At 62.3% G+C, this 19,921-nt stretch carries 16 protein-coding genes and 1 tRNA gene; 8 read left to right on the top strand and 9 right to left on the bottom strand.

Annotation, left to right across the window (positions count from 1 at the left end; genetic code table 11):
- Positions 1-186: 186 nt before the first annotated feature.
- The 7 genes from SM763_RS06860 to SM763_RS06830 form a co-directional block, all read right to left on the bottom strand.
- Positions 187-1,329: a M20/M25/M40 family metallo-hydrolase gene (locus SM763_RS06860; protein WP_368998064.1), complete on the bottom strand. Its 1,143-nt coding sequence runs from the start codon at positions 1,327-1,329 to the stop codon at positions 187-189.
- A 2-nt stretch (positions 1,330-1,331) separates the two neighbouring features.
- Complete coding sequence (locus SM763_RS06855) at positions 1,332-2,498, bottom strand: M20 aminoacylase family protein (protein WP_368998063.1); 1,167 nt, start codon at positions 2,496-2,498, stop codon at positions 1,332-1,334.
- Positions 2,495-4,180, bottom strand: a complete 1,686-nt coding sequence (locus tag SM763_RS06850) for an ABC transporter ATP-binding protein (protein ID WP_368998062.1) — start codon at positions 4,178-4,180, stop codon at positions 2,495-2,497. Before SM763_RS06850 ends, SM763_RS06855 begins: the two co-directional genes overlap by 4 nt.
- Position 4,181: 1 nt before the next feature.
- The gene (locus SM763_RS06845; protein WP_065271723.1) at positions 4,182-5,069 is read right to left on the bottom strand and encodes an ABC transporter permease; all 888 of its coding nucleotides are present in this window, start codon (positions 5,067-5,069) and stop codon (positions 4,182-4,184) included.
- Position 5,070: 1 nt separating this feature from the next.
- Entirely contained in the window at positions 5,071-6,012 is a 942-nt protein-coding gene (locus SM763_RS06840) for an ABC transporter permease (protein ID WP_065271724.1), read from the bottom strand.
- Positions 6,013-6,090: 78 nt separating this feature from the next.
- Positions 6,091-7,695, bottom strand: coding sequence for an ABC transporter substrate-binding protein (locus tag SM763_RS06835; protein WP_274833220.1), 1,605 nt, complete (start codon positions 7,693-7,695; stop codon positions 6,091-6,093).
- 103 nt (positions 7,696-7,798) lie between these two features.
- A complete protein-coding gene (locus SM763_RS06830) occupies positions 7,799-9,295 on the bottom strand; it encodes a M81 family metallopeptidase (protein ID WP_368998061.1) in 1,497 nt (498 codons plus the stop codon).
- Positions 9,296-9,426: 131 nt separating this feature from the next.
- Here SM763_RS06830 and SM763_RS06825 point away from each other — a divergent pair, with 131 nt between their 5' ends.
- A complete protein-coding gene (locus SM763_RS06825) occupies positions 9,427-10,236 on the top strand; it encodes an IclR family transcriptional regulator (RefSeq protein WP_368998060.1) in 810 nt (269 codons plus the stop codon).
- A gap of 33 nt (positions 10,237-10,269) precedes the next feature.
- Here the strand turns inward: SM763_RS06825 and SM763_RS06820 are convergent, their stop codons facing one another.
- Positions 10,270-11,091, bottom strand: a complete 822-nt coding sequence (locus SM763_RS06820) for an IclR family transcriptional regulator (protein ID WP_237028444.1) — start codon at positions 11,089-11,091, stop codon at positions 10,270-10,272.
- Positions 11,092-11,210: 119 nt separating this feature from the next.
- On the opposite strand from SM763_RS06820, the gene SM763_RS06815 reads away from it, so the two are divergent.
- From SM763_RS06815 to SM763_RS06785, 7 genes are all read left to right on the top strand, one after another.
- A complete protein-coding gene (locus SM763_RS06815; protein ID WP_368998059.1) occupies positions 11,211-12,716 on the top strand; it encodes an ABC transporter substrate-binding protein in 1,506 nt (501 codons plus the stop codon).
- 95 nt (positions 12,717-12,811) lie between these two features.
- The gene (locus SM763_RS06810) at positions 12,812-13,729 is read left to right on the top strand and encodes an ABC transporter permease (protein ID WP_065271730.1); all 918 of its coding nucleotides are present in this window, start codon (positions 12,812-12,814) and stop codon (positions 13,727-13,729) included.
- A gap of 1 nt (position 13,730) precedes the next feature.
- Positions 13,731-14,627, top strand: a complete 897-nt coding sequence (locus tag SM763_RS06805) for an ABC transporter permease (RefSeq protein ID WP_065271731.1) — start codon at positions 13,731-13,733, stop codon at positions 14,625-14,627.
- Positions 14,628-14,638: 11 nt separating this feature from the next.
- Positions 14,639-15,646: an ABC transporter ATP-binding protein gene (locus SM763_RS06800; RefSeq protein WP_368998058.1), complete on the top strand. Its 1,008-nt coding sequence runs from the start codon at positions 14,639-14,641 to the stop codon at positions 15,644-15,646.
- Complete coding sequence (locus SM763_RS06795; protein ID WP_065271733.1) at positions 15,643-16,620, top strand: ABC transporter ATP-binding protein; 978 nt, start codon at positions 15,643-15,645, stop codon at positions 16,618-16,620. Before SM763_RS06800 ends, SM763_RS06795 begins: the two co-directional genes overlap by 4 nt.
- Positions 16,621-16,642: 22 nt before the next feature.
- Positions 16,643-18,229 carry a gamma-glutamyltransferase gene (locus SM763_RS06790; protein WP_368998057.1) on the top strand — a complete coding sequence of 529 codons (1,587 nt, stop codon included), beginning with the start codon at positions 16,643-16,645 and terminating at the stop codon, positions 18,227-18,229.
- Positions 18,226-19,635 (top strand): M20 family metallopeptidase, encoded by a 1,410-nt coding sequence (locus SM763_RS06785; protein WP_368998056.1) that lies wholly within the window; start codon positions 18,226-18,228, stop codon positions 19,633-19,635. Before SM763_RS06790 ends, SM763_RS06785 begins: the two co-directional genes overlap by 4 nt.
- A gap of 185 nt (positions 19,636-19,820) precedes the next feature.
- On the opposite strand, the gene SM763_RS06780 is transcribed toward SM763_RS06785, so the two are convergent.
- Positions 19,821-19,897, bottom strand: a tRNA-Met gene (locus SM763_RS06780).
- Positions 19,898-19,921: the final 24 nt, after the last annotated feature.

The raw sequence follows: 19,921 nt of genomic DNA, 5'->3' as shown, positions 1-19,921 counted from the left end.
CTGGCGATGGCGGACCATCTGGCGTTTACTTTATGCTTGAAATTTCAAGCCTCAAGTAATCTGTGTGCAAAATCAAGTATTTTTTATACATGTATTGCAGGGTCTTACTAAAAATCCCCCGACTCTTTCCAAAGCCGGGGGATCACATCTTGCAACCGGAATATTCGGCAGCCCAGCGCGACCGGATCAGGCGCCCAGACGGCAGTACAGCCCTGCGGCCAGTCGGGCACGTTCGACGAGGCTGTCGATCTCGATGTGCTCGTTCAGGGTATGCAAACCTTTGCCGCGCACCCCAATGGAATCGAGGGTCGGAAGCCCCATGAAGCCGGTGAAATTGCCGTCCGATCCGCCCCCGGCAGAGCCTGCGGGCAGCTCGAACCCGACGTCACCCGCGATGTCGCGCGCCACTTCCAGCATCGCCATTGTGCCGGGCTGATCCGGCTCCCAGACCGGGCGGGTGACGCCGCGACGCACCTCCATGATGACATCGCCCTCGGTCGAATTCAGCGCCATCATCTCTGCGACGCCATCATCCAGCAGTTCCTGCGTTTTGGCCATGGTCAGCACCTCGGCATCACAGACAGAGGACACGCAGTTGACCCATTTCCCGGCGTTGAACACCCCGACAGAGAAGGTGCAGTCCTCGTTGGTCATGCCTTCGATCACCGCCACGTTGCGGGCCATCTCGGCAATGGCAGAGCGTCCTTCGGACAAAGCCCAGCCTGCGTGGCTTGGCCGCCCTCTGGTCTGCAGGTTGAAACGCGCAATCGCGTAGCGGCCGATCACCGCGCCACCATCGGGCCGGGCTGGTTCCGGTACCAGAATATACTGGTGGCGCGCGGCTTCCATCTCGATCAGGCGGCGGGCCATTGGGGTGCCGATTTCCTCATCCGGGGTGAAAAGGAAAGTCACTGGCAGCGGTGTTTCGATCCCGGCTGCCAGGATCTGGCGCATGGCCTCAAGGTAGACGTAGTTGCCGCCCTTCATGTCCATGATCCCGGGACCATAGCAAAGGTTGCCCTCGCGCCGGAACGGCAGCTTTTCCAGCGTACCGACCGGGTGCACAGTATCAAGGTGACCTAGCACCAGAATGCCACCTTCGCCCGCGCGGGGATGCGGCATGGTCGCGCGCACACTATCGCCCAGCCCCATACGGCCCGGAATACGCTCGACCCGTGCGCCCAGCGCCGCCAGATCGTGCTGCGCAACATCCATCATGCGGTTCACAGCCGCGGCGTCAAAGGTGGGGCTTTCTGTTTCCACCCAGAGCCGCAGCCCTTCGAGCATCTCATCCGCGTCAAAGGGCAGATCCAAGGGATCTTTCGTCATGCTCAGTTCCTTTTCAGACGGGTTTCGATGATCCGCGCATAGACCGAAGCGCCGACAGGCAGGATCGCATCATCCAGCACAAAGGCGGGGTTGTGCAGCGGCACGGTGCCCGCGTGACCCACGCGGCAGTAGGCGCCCGGCACCACCTGCAGCATATCGGCGAAGTCTTCCGATCCAGTCGCCTGATCTTCGGTGATCACCGCCATATCAGGGCCGACGATGTCTGCGGCAGCTTCGATATAGGCCTGAGACAGCTCCGGGTCGTTCTGCAGCACGTCAAAGACATTGCGCAGGGACACCTCGATCTCCACCCCATAGGCCGCGGCTATACCGGCGCAGAGTTCCTTCATGCGGGCCTCGGCCATTTCGATCACATCGGCGTGGAAATAGCGGATGGTGCCGGCGATGCTGGCGCTGTCCGGAACTACGTTATAGGCAGAGCCGGAATTGAACTTGGTCACCGACAGAACCAGCGGTTTGGTGGGCGGCGTGTTGCGGCTGACGACGCTTTGCAGCTGCTGCACCAGCGCGGTGGCAATCACGATCGGGTCCCTCGACTGGTGTGGCATGGCGGCATGGCTGCCGGTGCCGGACACGGTGATGTCAAAGAAACTGGCCCCGGCCATCGCTGGTCCGGGGGTGATCTCCACACGCCCCGGCTCGCCATTGGGACTGTTGTGCATGCCGTAGATCTCATCGACCGGGAATTGTTCGAACAGGCCTTCCTCAATCATCCGGCGGGCGCCGCCAAGACCTTCTTCGGCGGGCTGGAAGATCAGAACGGCGGTACCGTCGAAATCGCGGGTTTCAGCCAGGTAGCGCGCAGCCCCCAGCAGCATGGTGGTATGGCCATCGTGGCCACAGGCATGCATCTTGCCCGGGTTGGTCGAGGCAAAAGAAACGCCGGATGCCTCGACGATGGGCAGCGCATCCATATCGGCGCGCAGGCCGATGCGACGGTTGCCGCCCCCCTGCCCCTTGATGATCGCGACAACGCCGGTACCGCCCAGACCTTCGTGAACCTCGTCAACGCCATAGGCGCGCAGCTGCTCTGCCACGATGCCAGAGGTGCGCGTTTCTTCAAATCCCAGCTCGGGATGGGCGTGCAGATCCTGACGGATCGCGGTCAGCTCGGCGGCGAAATCCTCAATCTTGGGAAGAACGCTCATGCATAGTCTCCTGCTATCTGTGACGCGCCGGGAAGGGCGCGAAAGTTGGCAAAGTCCCAATGGCGGCCAGGGGCGGCCTCGATCAGGCTCTGGGTATATTCATGGGCCGGGTTCGCCAGCACATCGGCGGCGCGGCCCTGTTCCACCACGCGGCCACGCTGCATGACGATGACATCGTCGCAGATCTGGGCAGCCACGCGCAAATCGTGGGTGATAAACAACATGCCTATACCAAAACGCGCCTGCACGTCGTCCAAAAGCTCCAGCACCTGCGCCTGTACGCTGACGTCCAATGCGGAAACCGCTTCGTCGGCGACCAGAAGGTTCGGTCGCATGGCCACGGCGCGGGCGATGGCAATCCGCTGACGCTGCCCGCCAGAGAACTGATGCGGATAGCGGTCAAGCGCGTTGCGCGGCAGGTCCACCAGCTCCATCAGATCACCGGCATGATCCATGGCTTCGTCTTTCGAGGTGCCAAAGTTGATCGGCCCCTCACACAGCGAGCGCGCCACGGTCCAGCGCGGATTCAGCGAGCGATAGGGATCCTGAAACACGATCTGGAAATGCTTGCGATGGGGTTGCAACTGGCGGCGGCTTAGGCGCGCGACCTCGGTACCCGCAACCGCGACCGAACCGTCTGTCGGGTCGATCAGCCGCATGATGCAGCGCGCAACGGTGGATTTGCCAGAACCGCTTTCGCCAACGATGCCAAGGGTCTGTCCCGGCGCAATGTCGAAATTCACATCCTGCGCGGCATGTACCTCGTCATTCTTGCGGAAGACACCGCCGCCGCCATAGACCTTTTCCAGCCCGCCGACTTTCAGCACCGGCTCGGCGCCCGTGGGCGCACGCGGGGCGCGGGGCGCCAGGTTCGGAACCGCCTGCAACAGCTTGCGGGTATAGTCCTCCTGCGGCGCGGTCAGCAGCTCGGCAATCGGCGCGCGTTCCACGATCTGGCCCTGCTGCATGACGCAAACGGTATCAGCGATCTCGGCCACAACGCCCATGTCGTGGGTGATGAACAGAACAGCGGTGCCGTGGCGCTCCTGCATCTCGGCGATCAGCTTTAGGATCTGCTGCTGGGTGGTGACATCCAGAGCCGTTGTCGGCTCATCCGCGATCAGCAGATCCGGGTCCAGCACCAGTGCCATGGCGATCATGATCCGCTGCCGCTGCCCGCCCGAAAGCTGATGCGGAAAGGCGGAATAGATGCGTTGCACATCCGGCAGATGCACCTGCTCCATGATGTCGAGCGTGCGCGCCTTCGCCTCAGCTGCCGACAGATCGGTGTGCATGTTCAGCACCTCTTCAATCTGTTCACCGACCCGCAGCACCGGGTTCAGCGCCGTCATCGGCTCCTGAAAGATCATCGCCACGCGTTTGGCGCGCAGCTCGCGCATCTGCGACGCGCTGGCGGCAGTGATCTCCACCTCCTTGAGATCGATGCGCCCGCCAGTGATCTCAAGCGCGCCCTTGGGCAACAGCCCCATGGTCGCCAGCGACGTCACCGATTTGCCCGAGCCGCTTTCACCCACCAGGCACAGGGTTTCACCGGCGCGAATGTCGATATCGATGCCGCGCAGCACCGGATCGGTCATGCTGGTCCCGCTGAGGCCGACGGTCAGGCCGCGAATGGTCAGAACCTGTTCCGCCTGCGAGAAGTCCTTGGATTTGAACTGCATCTTATGCCTCCCGTTTCTTCAGACGCGGATCCAGAAGGTCACGCGCGGTATCGCCCAGAAGGTTGATCGACAGAATGCAGAGCGACAGCATCACCCCGGGCCAGAAGATCAAACCCGGCTTGATCTGGAAGAAGGTCCGCCCCTCGGCCATGATATTGCCCCAGGTCGGGATCTCGGTGGAAACGCCAGCGCCCAGGAAGCTGAGGATCGCTTCGATCAGGATCGCGGAGGCGCAGATATAGGTGCCCTGCACGATCAGCGGCGCCAATGTGTTCGGCATCAGGTGCTGGATCAGGATCTTCGGCATCGAAGACCCCAGCGCGATGGCCGCCTCCACATAGGGTTCCTCGCGCGCGCTCAGCACGACCGAGCGCACCAGCCGCACCACGCGGGGCACCTCGGGGATGGTGATAGCGAGGATGACGGAATGCAGGCTTGGCCCGTTGAGGGCAACCAGCGCAATCGCCAGCAGGATCGCCGGGATCGCCATCAAGCTGTCCATGATCCGCATGATGACCCCGTCGGCAGCGCGGAAGAACCCCGCGACCAGACCGATGGCAAGGCCGATGGCGACGCTGACCACGGCAGCGCCCACGCCGATCAGCAGAGACACGCGGCCGCCGGTCATCACCCGGCTGAAGATGTCGCGGCCGTATTGGTCGGTGCCCAGTATATGTGCCTCTGACGGCGGTTTCAGACGCGCCAATGCATCCATCGAAAGCGGATCATAGGGCACATAAAGCGGCGCCAAAAGCGCGGCCAGCACGATGAGCGTCAGCATCAGCGCGGCCAGCATCGGCCCCAGCCCAAGGCGAGCGCCCGCAGGCAGCGACAACAGGCGGATTAGCGGCTGAAAGGCGCTCTGACTGGAGGAAGAATGATCGGTCATGTCAGTAACGGATCCTCGGGTCAAAGAAGGAATAGGAGATGTCCACCAGAAGGTTCACCAGCACGTAGATGCCCGCCGTCAGCAGGATCATCGCCTGGATCACCGGGTAGTCACGCGCGAGGATGGCATCGACAGTCAGACGCCCGATCCCGGGGATGTTGAACACGCTTTCGGTGACCACCACGCCGGAAATCAGCAGCGCAAAACCGGTACCGATGATGGTGAGGATCGGAACCGCCGCATTGCGCAGCGCATGGCGGAACAGCACGGTGTTCTCGCGCACGCCCTTGGCGCGGGCGGTGCGGATGTAATCCTCTCCCAGCACCTCAAGCATGGAGGCGCGGGTCATGCGCGCGATCAGCGCCACATAGATCGTCGCCAGTGTCAGCGAGGGCAGGATGGCGCGGATGAAGAAATCGCCCAGCCCGTCAGTCGGGGAGGCATAGCCCTGTACAGGTACCCAGCGCAGTTCGATGGCAAAGATCTGGATCAACACATAACCGATCACGAAGACCGGCACCGAAAAGCCGAGGACAGAGAAGGACATCACCGCAAAATCGGCCCAGGTCCGGTGGCGCCAGGCGGCGATCACCCCCATCGGCACGGCCAACAGGACCGAGATGATGATGGTCATCAGGGCGATATTGATGGTCGGCCCCAGGCGGTCCCCGATCATGTCAGCCACCGAGGTGTTGGAAATCAGGGAGGTCCCGAGATCGCCCTGCAGCATCTGCCCGGTCCAGGTGAAGAACTGCACATGCAGCGGGTCATTGAGGCCAAGATTGTCGCGGATCCGTTCAAGCTGTGCCGGAGTGGCGGCGTCGCCTGCAAGAATGGCTGCCGGATCGCCCGGTGTCAGCCGGAGCAAAAGAAAGACGAAGACGGCCACGATGATCATGACTGGAACGGTCGCCAGGACGCGCTTCAGGATATAGCTGAGCATAGACAGCTACCTTTTGAATTAGTGTGGAAAAGCCGGGGCGCGGGAGAGTTCCGCGCGCCCCGGAAGTCGGGGGAGGTATTAGTCTTCCTTGGTCACGTTCCAGAACACCGGAACCGGCGAGGGGATCATGTTCTGGATCGCGTTCTGGCGTGCCTGCGGCATGGTGTATTCGCCAAGGTGGATGTAGTTCACGTTGTCCATCACGTGTTCCTGGATCTTCACCGCAACCTCTTTGCGTTCCGCATCGGAGGCCGCCGCGACAAAGTCGGAGCGCAGGGCTTCGATCTTCTCATCCGAAGGCCAGCCGAACCAGGCATCGTCGCCACGGCCGTTGACCATCACGTTGATCAGCGGGTCCGAGATTTCAGGCACCATCCAGTTGGTGAAGAAGATGTTCCAGCCACCTTCTGCCGGGGGCAGCTGCTGGGCACGACGGTTCACAACGGTCTGCCAGTCCATCGGCTGCATGTCGACGTTGAAGCCCGCTTCGCGCAGGGCCTGCGCCGCAACCACCGGCTGGTTCGACAGGCTGACCACGTCGGTCGGCGCCATCAGAACGATGGGCGTGCCATCATAACCGGCTTCTTCCAGCAGGGCCTTCGCCTTGTCCGGATGTGCGCCGGAAGTGATCGCTTCGGCACCGGCCTCGTCGCCCAGCGGCGTGTCACAGCCAAAGATCGCACCGCAGACCTTATAGTAGGACGGATCGCCCATCATGGTCGCCAGCACATTTTCCTGGCTCAGCGCTTCCAATGCGGCCTGACGGACCTTCGGATTGTCAAAAGGCGCGTGCAGGAAGTTCGGGCGGCCAATGGTTACGTAGCCCAGCGGATCGCGGGTTTCGACAGTGACATCCGGTGCGGTTTGCAGGATCGGCAGCAGGTCGACCTGAACCTGTTCAAGGTAGTCGATTTCACCGGCAGCCAGCGCGTTGATGGCGGTCAGCGAGTCCGGCATGGTGGTCCAGACCACCTTGTCGACGTTCACGACCTTGCCGCCAGCCATCCAGCTCGCTTCTTCGCTGCGCGGCACGTAACCATCAAACTTGCTGTAGGTGACCGAAACGCCGGGTTCGTATTCATCGGTTTCAAACACGAAGGGACCGGAGCCGACATATTCGGTGATGGTCTCATCCGCCGAGGTCTCTGCCACCCGCTTGGGCATGATGAATGGCGGAACCGCCGACTGTTTGGAGATCACGTTCATCAGCGGCGGGAAAGGTTCGGACAGGGTCCAAACGACGGTCTTGTCGTCGGTCGCCTCAAGGCTTGCAGTGACGTCAAAAATCATCTGACCGCCACTGTCACGCTTGCCCCAGCGGGTCAGCGAGGCAACCACGTCTTCACCGGTGACCGGCGCGCCATCGTGGAACTTCAGCCCGTCGCGCAGGGTGAATGTATAGGTCAGCCCGTCGTCAGAGACCGCAAATTCGGCCATCTGGGGCTGCGGCTGGAAGTTTTCATCAACGGCGGTCAGGACGTCATAGACCATATAGCCGTGGTTGCGGGTGATATGCGCAGTAGTAATCACCGGGTCCAGAACACGGAGGCCCGAGTGCATCACTGCCGTGATCACCTTTTCTTCTTCGGCCTGGGCCGCAAGCGGTGTCAGCATGGTGGCACCCGCCATCAGCGTTGCAGCCATGCTGCCGCGCAGGGCGGAAAGGGGACGAAGTGTTTTCATTCTTGTTTTCCCTGTTGTTGTGAGGAGGAACGGTTCTGTTGTTTTTGGTTTTGGGCTCCGGCGAAACACCCGCCGAAACCAGAGCGCAGGGCGCCGTATGAGTTCAGGACCCGAAGACGGGTCCGTTGGGGGACAGGCGCAGGCCTGTGCGCAGCCGCGTGAACGGCAGGTCTGCCGGGCTGAAGGCCATCGGCCCCGGCGCCAGACAGACCAAGGTTTTCCCGGCGATCGGATCGAAATCCGCCCGGAAATGGGTTGAGCTCTTGAGAACGAGAATGGATTGGTCCTCAGGCGTGATGCCGACAAAGCGGAACATCTCGCGGTCGGCGAGCTGGGCAATCTGGCTGGTGACCACCACCCGTACGTCGCCGATCCGAAGGCAGGCTGCGGGGCTGAGATCGAGCCAGGTGCCCCCATAATAAGGACCGGTCGCCTGCAGCTTGTCCGTGACCAGCCGCTCCACCACCGCTTCGGCTTCAAACGGCACGTCCTCGGGGAAATCCGGGTGCCCGCCAAGGGACAGCGTCACGCTGGCTCCCTCACCGGCAGCAAAGGCGCGCGAAACAGATTCCGGATCCACGATCAAGCCAAGGGCCGCATTCTGTGCCTCCGCTTCGACCAGCGCACGCAGCATGCCTGTTGTGGTGGCAGCGCCGCCAGCACCGGGGTTGTCCTGCGTATCGGCCAGCACGATTGGGCCCTTGACGCCTGCATCCAGAAGCCGCTGCGCCTCGGCCACGCCTTCGGCTGCCGTATAGGTCCGGCTGTCAAAGGCGCTTTCGGCCTCCCCATAGGCCGCCGCGATCTGGTCGACCGCAGCGTCTGCCGCATTTTGTGTCGGAGCAAATGCGATGGCGCAGGGGCCACAGTCAGGAATATCCGCCGCCGGGAACCCCATGAACAGGGAGGCCGCCGTACCTGCATCATCCATCTGCGCAACCGAGCGGTAAAGCGATGCCCCCGGCTCCATCGTCGTGCTCTGGAACGAGATCGGCACCATATAGGGCAGGCTGCGATAGGCCTTGGCCGGGAGGGTTCCGCTGCGCAGAATATCATCCAGCAGCCGCGCCGCGCGGGCGCCAGTCTCGGCCATATCCACATGCGGATAGGTGCGAAAACCGGTCAGCACATCGACCATTTCCACCAACCGCCGCGAGATATTGCCATGCAGGTCCAGCGCGACGGCAATCGGCACATCCGGTCCAACGACCGCCCGCACACGAGTGGCAAGCTCACCCTCGCCATCATCCAGATGGGTCGTGACCATGGCGCCGTGCAGATCAAGGAAGACACCATCCAGCGGTCCGACCGCCCGGATGCCTTCTACGATGCGTTTGGCGATGCTTTCAAAGGCCTCTTCGGTCACATGCGCCGACGGGATTGCCCCCGCCCATAGAACCGGCTCCACCTGCCAGCCGCGCTCTGCCGCGACGGTCAGGGCACCGCTGATGCCCAGATTCACACCCTTGCCCGCCTCCAGCAGCGCCACGCCTTCGGTCAGCGGGATATAACCGCCGCCCTGCTGAAAGGCCTGCAGATCCGCGGGGTTGGGCGCGAAGGTGTTCGTCTCGTGAAGAAATCCGGCCAGGGCGACCCGCATCAGTCATCACTCCGTAAAGAACAAGGTTGCCGCAACGGCAACCTTGCTAAGTGTATTATATAGTGATACAGTTGTATCATGAATCAATCGTAGGCATCCAATTTCGGATTCGTCAACACTCAGGCGGACTCATGCGACCCAATGTCAGAACAACCCCGGGCAAAGAGCTGAAATTCGAAGCAGAAGAGGGCGATGCGCTTTTTGTGCGTTCTGCGGCGCGGGCCATGCAGGTCCTTGCGGCCTTTCACGGGGTCAACAAGGCGCTTAGCCTCAGTGAAATCGCCAAGCTGTCGGGGCTGGATCGCTCCGCCACCCAACGCATCGTCCACACGCTGGCAAAACTGGACTATGTCCAGCGCAGTTCGGATGATCGCGGCTATCTGCCCGGCCTGCGCCTTCTGGATCACACGCTGGATGTGCTGCGGCTCGACCCGCTGGTGCAAAAGGCAACGCCGGTCCTGCTGGAGCTGCGCCGCTCCCTGCGGGAACGCATCGACCTCAGCCTGTTTGACGACACCCGGATGATTTACGCCTTCCGCATCCAAAGCAAACGCGAGACGTTTTACGCCACTCTTGTCGGCCACAGCGTTCCGGCCTTTGCCACGGCGGGTGGGCGCGCGGCGCTGTCGCTGATGACCGATGATGAGGTCCGGGAGGTTCTGGGCAGGTCCGAATTGATAGAATACACCGCCGCAACCCGCACCGATCCCGAGGAAATTCTGGAGCAGGTCCGGATTGCACGTACCAATGGCTATGCGGTGATCGTCGATGAATACCTGCGCGGCGAAGTCGCCATCGGCGTCGGCATTTCACGCGACGGGCGCCCCATCGGCGCCATCCACGTTGCAGGCTCGCTCTCTGAATGGTCGCAGGACGAATTCGAACGTCAGGCCGCGCCGGTGGCGATGGAAGCCGCACGCGATATCATGGCCAGCCTGTAGGGGCTTTGACCACGGCCAAAACGGGCGCGGTTGTTACCTGTGTGGTGGTGTAATCGAGTTTGCGACATCCAGCAGATAAGGCACCAACTCGCGCTCGACCCGCTCAATCGTCCAGTGGAAGGCAGAGACAGAACATTGCACCGACGCGCGGGCAATGCCGTTGGGGCCACGGATCGGTGCTGAAATCCCGATCTCGTTCAGAATCATCTGATCCTCTGTCAGACTGAAGCCGCGCTCTGCGGTTCGGGTGATCTGCCGCCCCAGTTCTTCGCGGTCCATGGTGGTGCGGGCGGTCATCTGCCGCAGCGGCCAGTTTTCCAATGCTTCCGCAACATCCTCAGGCGCCCAGGTGGAGAGAATCGCCTGTCCGGGCGAAGTGGACAGCGCCGGCAGGCTGCGCCCGACCAGCATCGCTTCGAAGTTGGTCCGCTGGCAGGGCAGCCGGGTGACATAGACTATATTGGTGCCGGAGATTTCAGCCAGATTCACCGTCTCGCCCAGCCGCTGTGACAGTTCGATCAGCTTTGGCATCGCCAGCGCCACAAGGTGATCGGACCAGTAATAGGCATAGGCCAGCCCGAGCCAGGCATGGGTCGGACGGAATCTCTTGGTCACCGGATCCCGGTTGAGAAAGCCTTCGACCGCCAGGGTATTGGCCAGCCTCTGCACCGCGCTTTTGTCCATTCCGCTGAGCTTGACCAGTTCGGTCAGCGACAACTCAGTATGGTTGCGGCCGAATATTTTAAGTAGTTTCAGACCCTTGGCCAGAGAAGACACATAAAGCGTGTCCTGCTTCCGGGGGGTAGCACTGTTATCGCCACCGGCGTCACCGGACATTTTTCGACTTGACGACATGGGACAGCCTGCCCTCTTATGACATTATTGTGATAGTGAGTATCATATAATAATATCAATGTCAAACCCTGAGTACTGTTGCACCCTATGGCAGCCCTTCAGGTCAACATGGAGTAAACATGAAACGCTTTCTGATCCCCGCGACCGTTCTTGCGCTCAGCGCCTCAGCTGCGCATGCAGACAAGTCCGAAGACGTGCTGAATGTGGCCTTCACCAAAGAGCTCGAGAACGTCGACAGCTACTTCAACTCCTCCCGTGAAGGCGTTGTGCTGCAGCGCGCGGTCTGGGACGGTCTGATCTACCGCGATCCCATCACCAACGAATACAAGGGTAACCTTGCAACCTCGTGGGAGTGGATCGACGATCTGACGCTGGAGCTGAAACTGCGTGAAGGCGTGACCTTCCACAACGGCGAACCCTTTGATGCGGACGATGTGGTCTACACCGTGAACTTCGTTGCCGAAGAACAGAACGGCGTGAAGACCCAGCGCAACGTCAACTGGATGAAATCGGCCGAGAAGGTCGACCAGTACACCGTGCGCATCAACCTGAAGGCCCCCTTCCCTGCCGCGATCGAATTCCTCTCCGGTCCGGTCTCGATGTATCCGAATGAATATTACGCCGAAGCCGGCCCCTCGGGCATGGGCCTAGAGCCCGTCGGCACCGGTCCCTACAAGGTGGTTTCGGTCGACCCGGGCAAGCATTTCGTGCTGGAGAAATACGAAGGCTACCACGACAGCCCCAAAGGCCAGCCCGAAGTCGGCACCGTCGACATCCGCACCATCCCCGATGTGAACACGCAGATGGCGGAACTGTTCAACGGCTCGCTGGATCTGATCTGGCAGGTGCCGTCTGATCTGGCGGAAAAGCTGGAGCAGATGGGCAAGTTCACTGTTGCCAACGAAAGCACCATGCGCATCGGTTATCTGACGCTGGATGCCGCCGGTCGCACCGGTGAGGACAACCCCTTCACCGACGTACGCGTGCGCCGCGCGGTGGCCCATGCCATCGACCGCGAGGCATTGGTTTCGGCGCTGCTCAAAGGTAAGAGCCAAGTGATTTCCACCGCCTGCTTCCCCAGCCAGTTCGGCTGCGATCAGGATGTGGTCTCCTATGAATACGACGTCGAAAAAGCCAAGGCCCTGCTGGCCGAAGCGGGATACCCCGATGGGTTCAAGACCGAGTTCTACGCCTACCGCAACCGCGACTACGCCGAAGCGATCTCCAGCTTCCTGAACGCTGTCGGCATCGACACCGATTTCAAGATGCTGCAGTACTCTGCCCTGCGCGAACTGCGCATGAAGAGCGGCACGCCGGTCTCCTTCCAGACCTGGGGCTCCTACTCGATCAACGACACCTCGGCGATCACCAGCCAGTTCTTTAAGCTCGGCTCGCTTGACGATGCCCGCGACGAAGAAGTGGCCGGCTGGCTCGATACCGCTGACAGCGCCACCGATCCCGAAGTGCGCAAGGAAAACTACTCCAAGGCACTGAAAAAGATCGCGGATCAGGCCTATTGGGTGCCGATGTTCTCCTACAACACCAACTACGTCTTCTCCCAGGATGTGGCCTACACCCCCACTGCCGATGAAGTTCTGCGCTTCACCGACATGGAATGGAAGTAAGCTGATCCCTGCGGCGGGGCCCCGGCCCCGCCGTCTCTGCTCCCCGCCCTGCCCGGGTGGTTCTCCCTTATCCTGCCCAGCAAATGAGGTTCCCCTTGCTGCGTTTCATACTGAAGCGGGCCGGGCTGGCCATATTGGTCGCCCTTACGGTCTCGTTGATTTCCTTTAGCCTGCTGTTTTTGTCCGGTGATCCCGCCACGGCGATCGCGGGTGAACATGCCAGCGATCAGGATGTCGAAGCCATCCGCCGCATCTACGGGTTTGATCGCCCGATGCTGGTTCAATACTGGGACTGGCTGGTCAGTGCCCTGCGTGGCGATTTCGGCGAAAGCTACTATTTCAAGCTGCCGGTGGCGAGCCTGATCATGGACCGCCTGTCCATCACCATGACCCTGGGTGTCTGCGGCATTTCCTTTGCCCTGCTGACCGCTGTTCCGCTTGGCGTGGCTGCCGCGATCAAGCCGAACTCGCTGATCGACCGGCTGGCCCTGTTCCTGTCCGTTGCCGGTCAGGCGATGCCCAGCTTCTGGTTCGGCCTGATCCTCATCGTGGTCTTCTCGATTCAGCTTGGCTGGCTGCCGCCCTCGGGCACGGCAACGCCGCTGCATTTCGTAATGCCGACCATCGTGCTTGGCTACTACGCGATGCCCGCGATCATGCGCCTGACCCGTGCAGGGATGCTCGAAGTGCTGTCCTCGGACTACATCCGCACCGCCCGCGCCAAAGGCGCGCCAGAGGGGCTAGTGATGTTCAAACACGCGCTGCGCAACGCGATTATCCCGGTGGTGTCGCTGGCGGCCGTGCAGATGGGCTTTATGCTGGGCGGCTCGATCGTGGTTGAATCCATCTTCGCGCTGCATGGCGCAGGTTACCTCGCCTGGGAATCCATCAGCCGCAACGACCTGCCGACCGTGCAGGCACTGATCCTTGTATTCTCGATGTTCTATATCGTTTTCACCTTCCTTGCCGACGTGTTGAACGCCTGGCTGGACCCCCGCATGAGGGCCGGATGACATGACCCAGACTGCTGATCCTCTTCTTCAGGACATTATCGGCCCGACCCCAGGCCAGCTGCTGCGCAAGCGTATCTTCGGCCATCAGGGCCTGTTGATCGGTGGCGTGGTGCTCGCACTGCTCGTCATCGTCGCGCTGTTTGCCCCCTATATCGCGCCGCATGATCCCTATGCCCAAAGCCTGCTCGCACGGATGGAACCGCCGGTCTTCCTTGGCGGCACATGGGAACATCCGCTGGGCACCGACCACCTTGGCCGGGACTACCTTTCGCGCCTGATCTATGGCGCCCGCGTGTCGCTGATGATCGGCGTCGTGGCGGCGCTGATCTCGGGCCTCATCGGCACCGCCATGGGCGTGGCCGCAGGCTATTTCGGTGGCCGCGTCGATGCGGTGGTGACCTTCCTCATCAACGTGCGTCTGGCGATGCCCGTGGTGCTGGTCGCACTGGCCGTCGTCGCGATCTTCGGCGGCTCGCTCACCGTGGTGATCCTCGTTCTGGGTCTTTTGCTCTGGGATCGCTTCGCCGTGGTGATGCGCTCCTCGACCCTGCAGGTGCGCGGCCGCGAATATGTCGCCGCCGCCCGCGCCATCGGCTGTTCCAACACCCGCATCGTGATGTCGGAAATCATGCCCAATATCGTCAACAACCTGATCGTTGTCGTGACGCTTGAGATGGCCCACGCCGTCCTGCTCGAAGCGGCGCTGTCCTTCCTGGGTCTTGGCGTGCAACCGCCGACGCCCTCCTGGGGCCTGATGGTCTCCGAGGGCAAGCAGATGATGCTGTTCGAACCCTGGCTGGTTCTGATCCCCGGCTTTGTGCTCTTTGCGCTGGTTCTGGCGATCAACCTGCTGGGTGATGGTCTGCGCGACGTCACCGCACCTGAAAACCGCAACTGAGGGAGGCAGGCATGACTGACACACCGATACTCTCTGTCCGCAACCTGACGCTGGATATTCCCGTCGGCGGCGGCACCCTGCACGCCGTACGCGGCATCGATTTCGACCTCAACCGGGGCGAAACGCTCTGCATCGTTGGTGAAAGCGGCTCCGGCAAGTCCCTGACCTCGCTCGCGATCATGGGGCTTCTGGGCAAGAAGATCTCGCGCAAGGCGGATCAGCTGTCCTTTGCTGGCATCGACCTGATGAAGACCAGCCAGCGCGGCATGCGCAAGCTGCGCGGTCTTCGCATGTCGATGATCTTTCAGGAGCCGATGACCTCGCTCAACCCGGCCTATACCATCGGCGACCAGCTCACCGAGGCACTGCTGCTGCACAAACCGGTGTCGAAGGATCAGGCCCGCGCCCGCGCGGTGGAACTCCTGGAAAAGGTTGGCATCACCGCCGCCGAAAGCCGCCTGTCGCAATATCCGCACCAGCTTTCGGGCGGCTTGCGGCAGCGGGTGATGATCGCGATGGCGCTGATGTGTGAGCCGGAACTGATCATCGCGGACGAGCCGACAACCGCGCTCGACGTGACCATTCAGGCGCAGATCCTGCGGCTTCTGGTCGATCTGCAAAAAGAACTGGGCATGGCGATGATCCTCATCACCCATGACCTGGGAGTGGTGGCCCGCGTCGCCGACAAGGTTGCGGTGATGTATGCCGGCGAGCTGGTCGAGACTGGCCCCGCCACCGCCGTCTTCGAGTCCCCGGCGCACCCCTATACCCGTGGCCTGTTGCGCTGCATCCCGGTGCCCGGCAAGACCGAGCGTGGCGCTGAACTCGGCACCATCCCCGGCATCGTACCTTCGCTGGTTGGGGATGTGACCGGCTGCCCCTTCCGCACCCGCTGCGATCACGCAGTCGCGGCCTGCCGCGAACCGATCCCGCTGCGCGAACACGCCAGTTCCGATCACAACTTCCGCTGTGTCCACGCCGATGGCCACGCCCAGAACTCCGAAGAGGTGCCCGCATGAGCGATACTCCCGTGTTGGAACTGCGCAACGTGTCCAAGACCTATTCGGTCAAACAGGGCATGTTTTCCTCCCCCAAGCCGCTGAAGGCGGTCAATGACGTGTCGCTGAAGATCGGCCGCGGCGAGGTCCTGGGCCTCGTCGGGGAATCCGGTTGCGGCAAATCCACCCTCGCCAAGATCCTGCTGGGCCTTGAACAGCCCACCGAAGGTCAGGTGCTGGTGGATGGCAAGGAGCTTGGCGCCCAGAACCGGTCGGAACTGGCCCGCCGCATCCAGCCGATCTTTCAGGACCCCTATTCCTCGCTGAACCCGCGCAAGAGCATCTACGACATCATCTCGTTGCCGCTGCGGGTGCATAATGTCGGTGACAGCGCCAGCCAGGAAAAGGCGGTGCGCGAGATCCTGGATATCGTCGGCCTGCCCGCGCGGGTGATGAACACCTACCCCAGCCAGATGTCGGGCGGTCAGCGGCAGCGGGTGGCGATTGCCCGGGCGCTGATCATGAAGCCCGAGATCGTCATCTGTGACGAGCCGACCTCGGCGCTGGATGTGTCTGTGCAGTCGCAGATCCTGAACCTGCTGGCAGATTTGCGCCGCGAATTCGGCCTCACCTACCTGTTCATCAGTCACAACCTTGCGGTGGTGGAACACCTCGCGAACCGGGTGGCGGTGATGTACCTCGGCCGGATCGTCGAGGAAGCCAGCGTTGAAGGCCTGTTTGACCGCAGCCGCCATCCCTACTCCGATGCGTTGCTGCAATCGGTGCTGACTCCGGATCCCAACAAGGGCGTGCCGGACACCCATCTGGGCGCGGCCTACCCGAACCCGATTGCGCCCCCTTCAGGCTGCCATTTCCACCCGCGCTGCGCCAAGGCAATGCCCCAATGCAGCCAGGTTGCGCCGCAGACCGTTGCGACCGAAGATGGCCGCGTCGAATGCCACCTCTTTGACAGCGCCCAGACCTCTGCGGCCTGATCGGACAGAAAGGAAGACACACATGATATCCAATCTCTCCTCGACGCAGGTGACCCGCAAGACGGTGATCGAAACCGAATACGGCGTCGTCGCAGCCCAGCACAGCCGCGCCGCCCGGATCGGGGCCGATGTGCTGGCCGCAGGCGGAGACGCGGTGGATGCCGCCGTCGCCGTCTCCTTTGCCATTGGGGTGGTCGAACCCTGGATGAGCGGCCCGGCCGGTGGCGGCGCCGCCATGCTCTGGCGCGCTGACGAAGGGCGCGCCTATGCACTCAACTACGGCATGCGCGCGCCCAAGGGGCTGAACGTCGCCGATTATCCGCTGTCCGGCGAAGGCAAGGCCGGCGATCTCTTCCCCTGGGAAAAGGTCGTCGAAGACCGCAACGTGCAAGGCGCCACCGCCATTGCGGTGCCGGGCACCGTCGATGGTGTGGGCAAGGCCCACGCGCGGTTCGGCAAGCTGCCGTGGAAGGACCTGCTGCAACCGGCCATCGCGCTTGGCCGCGAGGGGCTTGCGGTGGACTGGTACGCGGCGCTGATCATCGCCTCCACCACCCGCGCGCTGGCGCAGGACGCAGACGCTGCGGCGCTGTTCCTGGAGGACGGTCAATGGCCGACTATCGCGGGCTGGACCAGCCTCGCGGACAAGCGCCTCGACATGTCCAAGATGGCCGATACCCTGTCACAGCTGGCCGAGGCCGGAGCGCGGGATTTCTACGAAGGTGACATCGCCGCCGCCATGGCCGCCGACGTACAGGCCAAGGGCGGATCGCTCTCGGTCGAAGACCTTGCCAGCTATCATGCAGAGATGCTGGATCCGCTGTCCTTTGCCTATCGCAACGCACGCTTCAACGTGATGCCGGGGCTGACCGCCGGACCGACATTCCGCGATGCCTTTGCCCATCTCGAAGACGCCTTGACGCCCGGCGATCAACCGGGTGCAGAGGCCTATACCGCCTATGCCGCTGCGCTGAAGGCCGCCTATGCCAAACGTCTGTCAGGCATGGGCGATGATGGCGAAACGCCGGATGCCCCCGGCTGCACCACGCATTTCTCGGTGGTGGACCGTAACGGCAACATGGTGTCCCACACCCAGACACTGCTGTCGATTTTCGGGTCCCGCGTGGTATCACCTCAGACTGGCCTTCTGATGAACAACGGCATCATGTGGTTCGACCCCGAGCAAGGCAAACCGAACTCGCTGGCGCCCGGCAAACGCTGCCTGATGAACGTCTGCCCGGTTCTGGGCGAGACAGAAAGCGGCAGCCGTTTTGCCTTTGGCGCATCCGGCGGGCGCAAGATCGTCTCGGCCGTCGCGCAGCTGTCGTCCTTTGTGGCGGACTTTGGCATGGACGTGGGCGAGGCTTTCCACCAGCCCCGGATCGATGTGTCAGGAGGGGAGACCGTGGTCGCGGACGACAGCCTGCCCGCGGATGTGATCGCCGCGCTTGAGGCCGAGCACGATACGGTCACGACCCGCCGCGCCGTCTTCCCCTATGCCTTCGCCTGCCCGGCCGGCGTTCAGCGCAAGGAAGGCCGCAACAGCGGCTGCACCGAAATCATGTCGCCCTGGGGCGATGCCATTACCGAACCTGTGGAGCAGAAATGACCGCATCTACCAGCCGCGAGGGCGCAATTTCCCGTGTCAGCAGTTATTTTGACGAAGGCACCTTTCAATCCGACCTGGCCCATTGGGTCACTTACCCGACCGAAAGCCAGAACCCCGAGGCCGCGCCTGAGCTGATGCGCTACCTTGTCGAGGTGATCGAGCCCCGTCTCACCGCCTCCGGGTTTACCTGCGAGATCTTCCCGAACCCCGATCCTGCCGGTGGCCCGCTCCTGGTCGGCGAACGGATCGAGGATCCGGCCCTTACCACCGTTCTGACCTATGGCCATGGCGATGTGATCCGCGCCCAGACCGAACAGTGGCGCGAAGGGCTGGGCCCCTTCACCCTGGTCGAGGAAGGCGATCGGCTTTATGGCCGCGGCACCGCCGACAACAAGGGCCAGCATCTGGTCAATATTGCCGCCCTGGAGGCCGTGCTGGCCGAACGCGGCAGCCTTGGCTTCAACGTAAAGATCGTGATTGAAATGTCCGAGGAAACCGGTTCTGCCGGTCTGCCGGAGTTCTTCACCGCGCAGAAGGACCGCCTGACGGCCGACGTTCTGATCGCCTCAGACGGGCCGCGCCTGCAGCCCGACACCCCCACCATGTTCATGGGCTCGCGCGGCGGTGTCAGCTTCGACCTTGAACTCGACCTGCGCGAGGGTGCGCATCACTCCGGCAACTGGGGCGGTCTGCTGGCGGACCCCGCGATGATCCTGGCCCATGCGCTCACCACCATCTGCGACCGCCGCGGTCAGATCCAGATCCCGGAATGGCGCCCTGACAGCCTGACCGATACCGTGCGCGCCGCGCTGGACGGTCTGCCGCTCGAGGGCGACAGCGGCCCTGCGATCGACACCGACTGGGGCGAGACCTCGCTGACCCCTGCCGAGCGGGTATTCGGCTGGAACTCCTTTGCCGTGCTGGCAATGACCAGCGGCGTGCCCGAAGCGCCGGTCAATGCCATCGCGCCCACTGCCCGCGCCACCTGCCAGCTGCGCTATGTGGTGGGCACTGATCCCGATGACATCCTGCCCGCGCTGCGCCGCCATCTGGACAAACACGGGTTCGAATACATCAAGGTCACCCCGCATGACCGTGGTTTCTTCAAGGCAACCCGCCTGGATCCCGATCACCCCTGGGTGACCTTCGTGGCCGGATCGCTGACCGAAACCGCAGGCAAGAAACCGCATATCCTGCCGAACCTTGCCGGATCCCTGCCGAACGACAGCTTTGCCGATATCCTTGAACTGCCGACGGTCTGGGTGCCGCATTCCTATCGCGGATGTTCGCAGCACGCCCCGAACGAACATGTTCTGAAACCCGTCTGCCGCGACGCGCTGCGCTGCATGACCGGCCTGTTCTGGGACCTGCCAAAGGCGAACGCGGACGGCACCGCGGCCAGCTGACCGCACGTTGCATTTGATCGAAACAAAGGGCTTGCGGCTTTGCGTAGCCCTTTGTTGCAGGTCGATTTCCCGATAAATCAAAGCGCGATTGAAGGCTGTCAGCGCGCCATTGTTCGGTCTGGCTGTGACTCATTGGCGGAACACAAAAACGCCGCCTCACAAGAGGCGGCGTTTTGCGTTATCTTTGGTTGCGGGAGCAGGATTTGAACCTGCGACCTTCAGGTTATGAGCCTGACGAGCTACCGGGCTGCTCCATCCCGCGGAGATTGTTGGTTATGATCGTTAG

Origin of the sequence: Pseudophaeobacter sp. C1-32P7, assembly GCF_041008775.1 — a bacterium.
Taxonomy (GTDB): domain Bacteria; phylum Pseudomonadota; class Alphaproteobacteria; order Rhodobacterales; family Rhodobacteraceae; genus Phycobacter; species Phycobacter gallaeciensis_A.
This window is presented reverse-complemented; position numbering and strand designations above follow the sequence as displayed.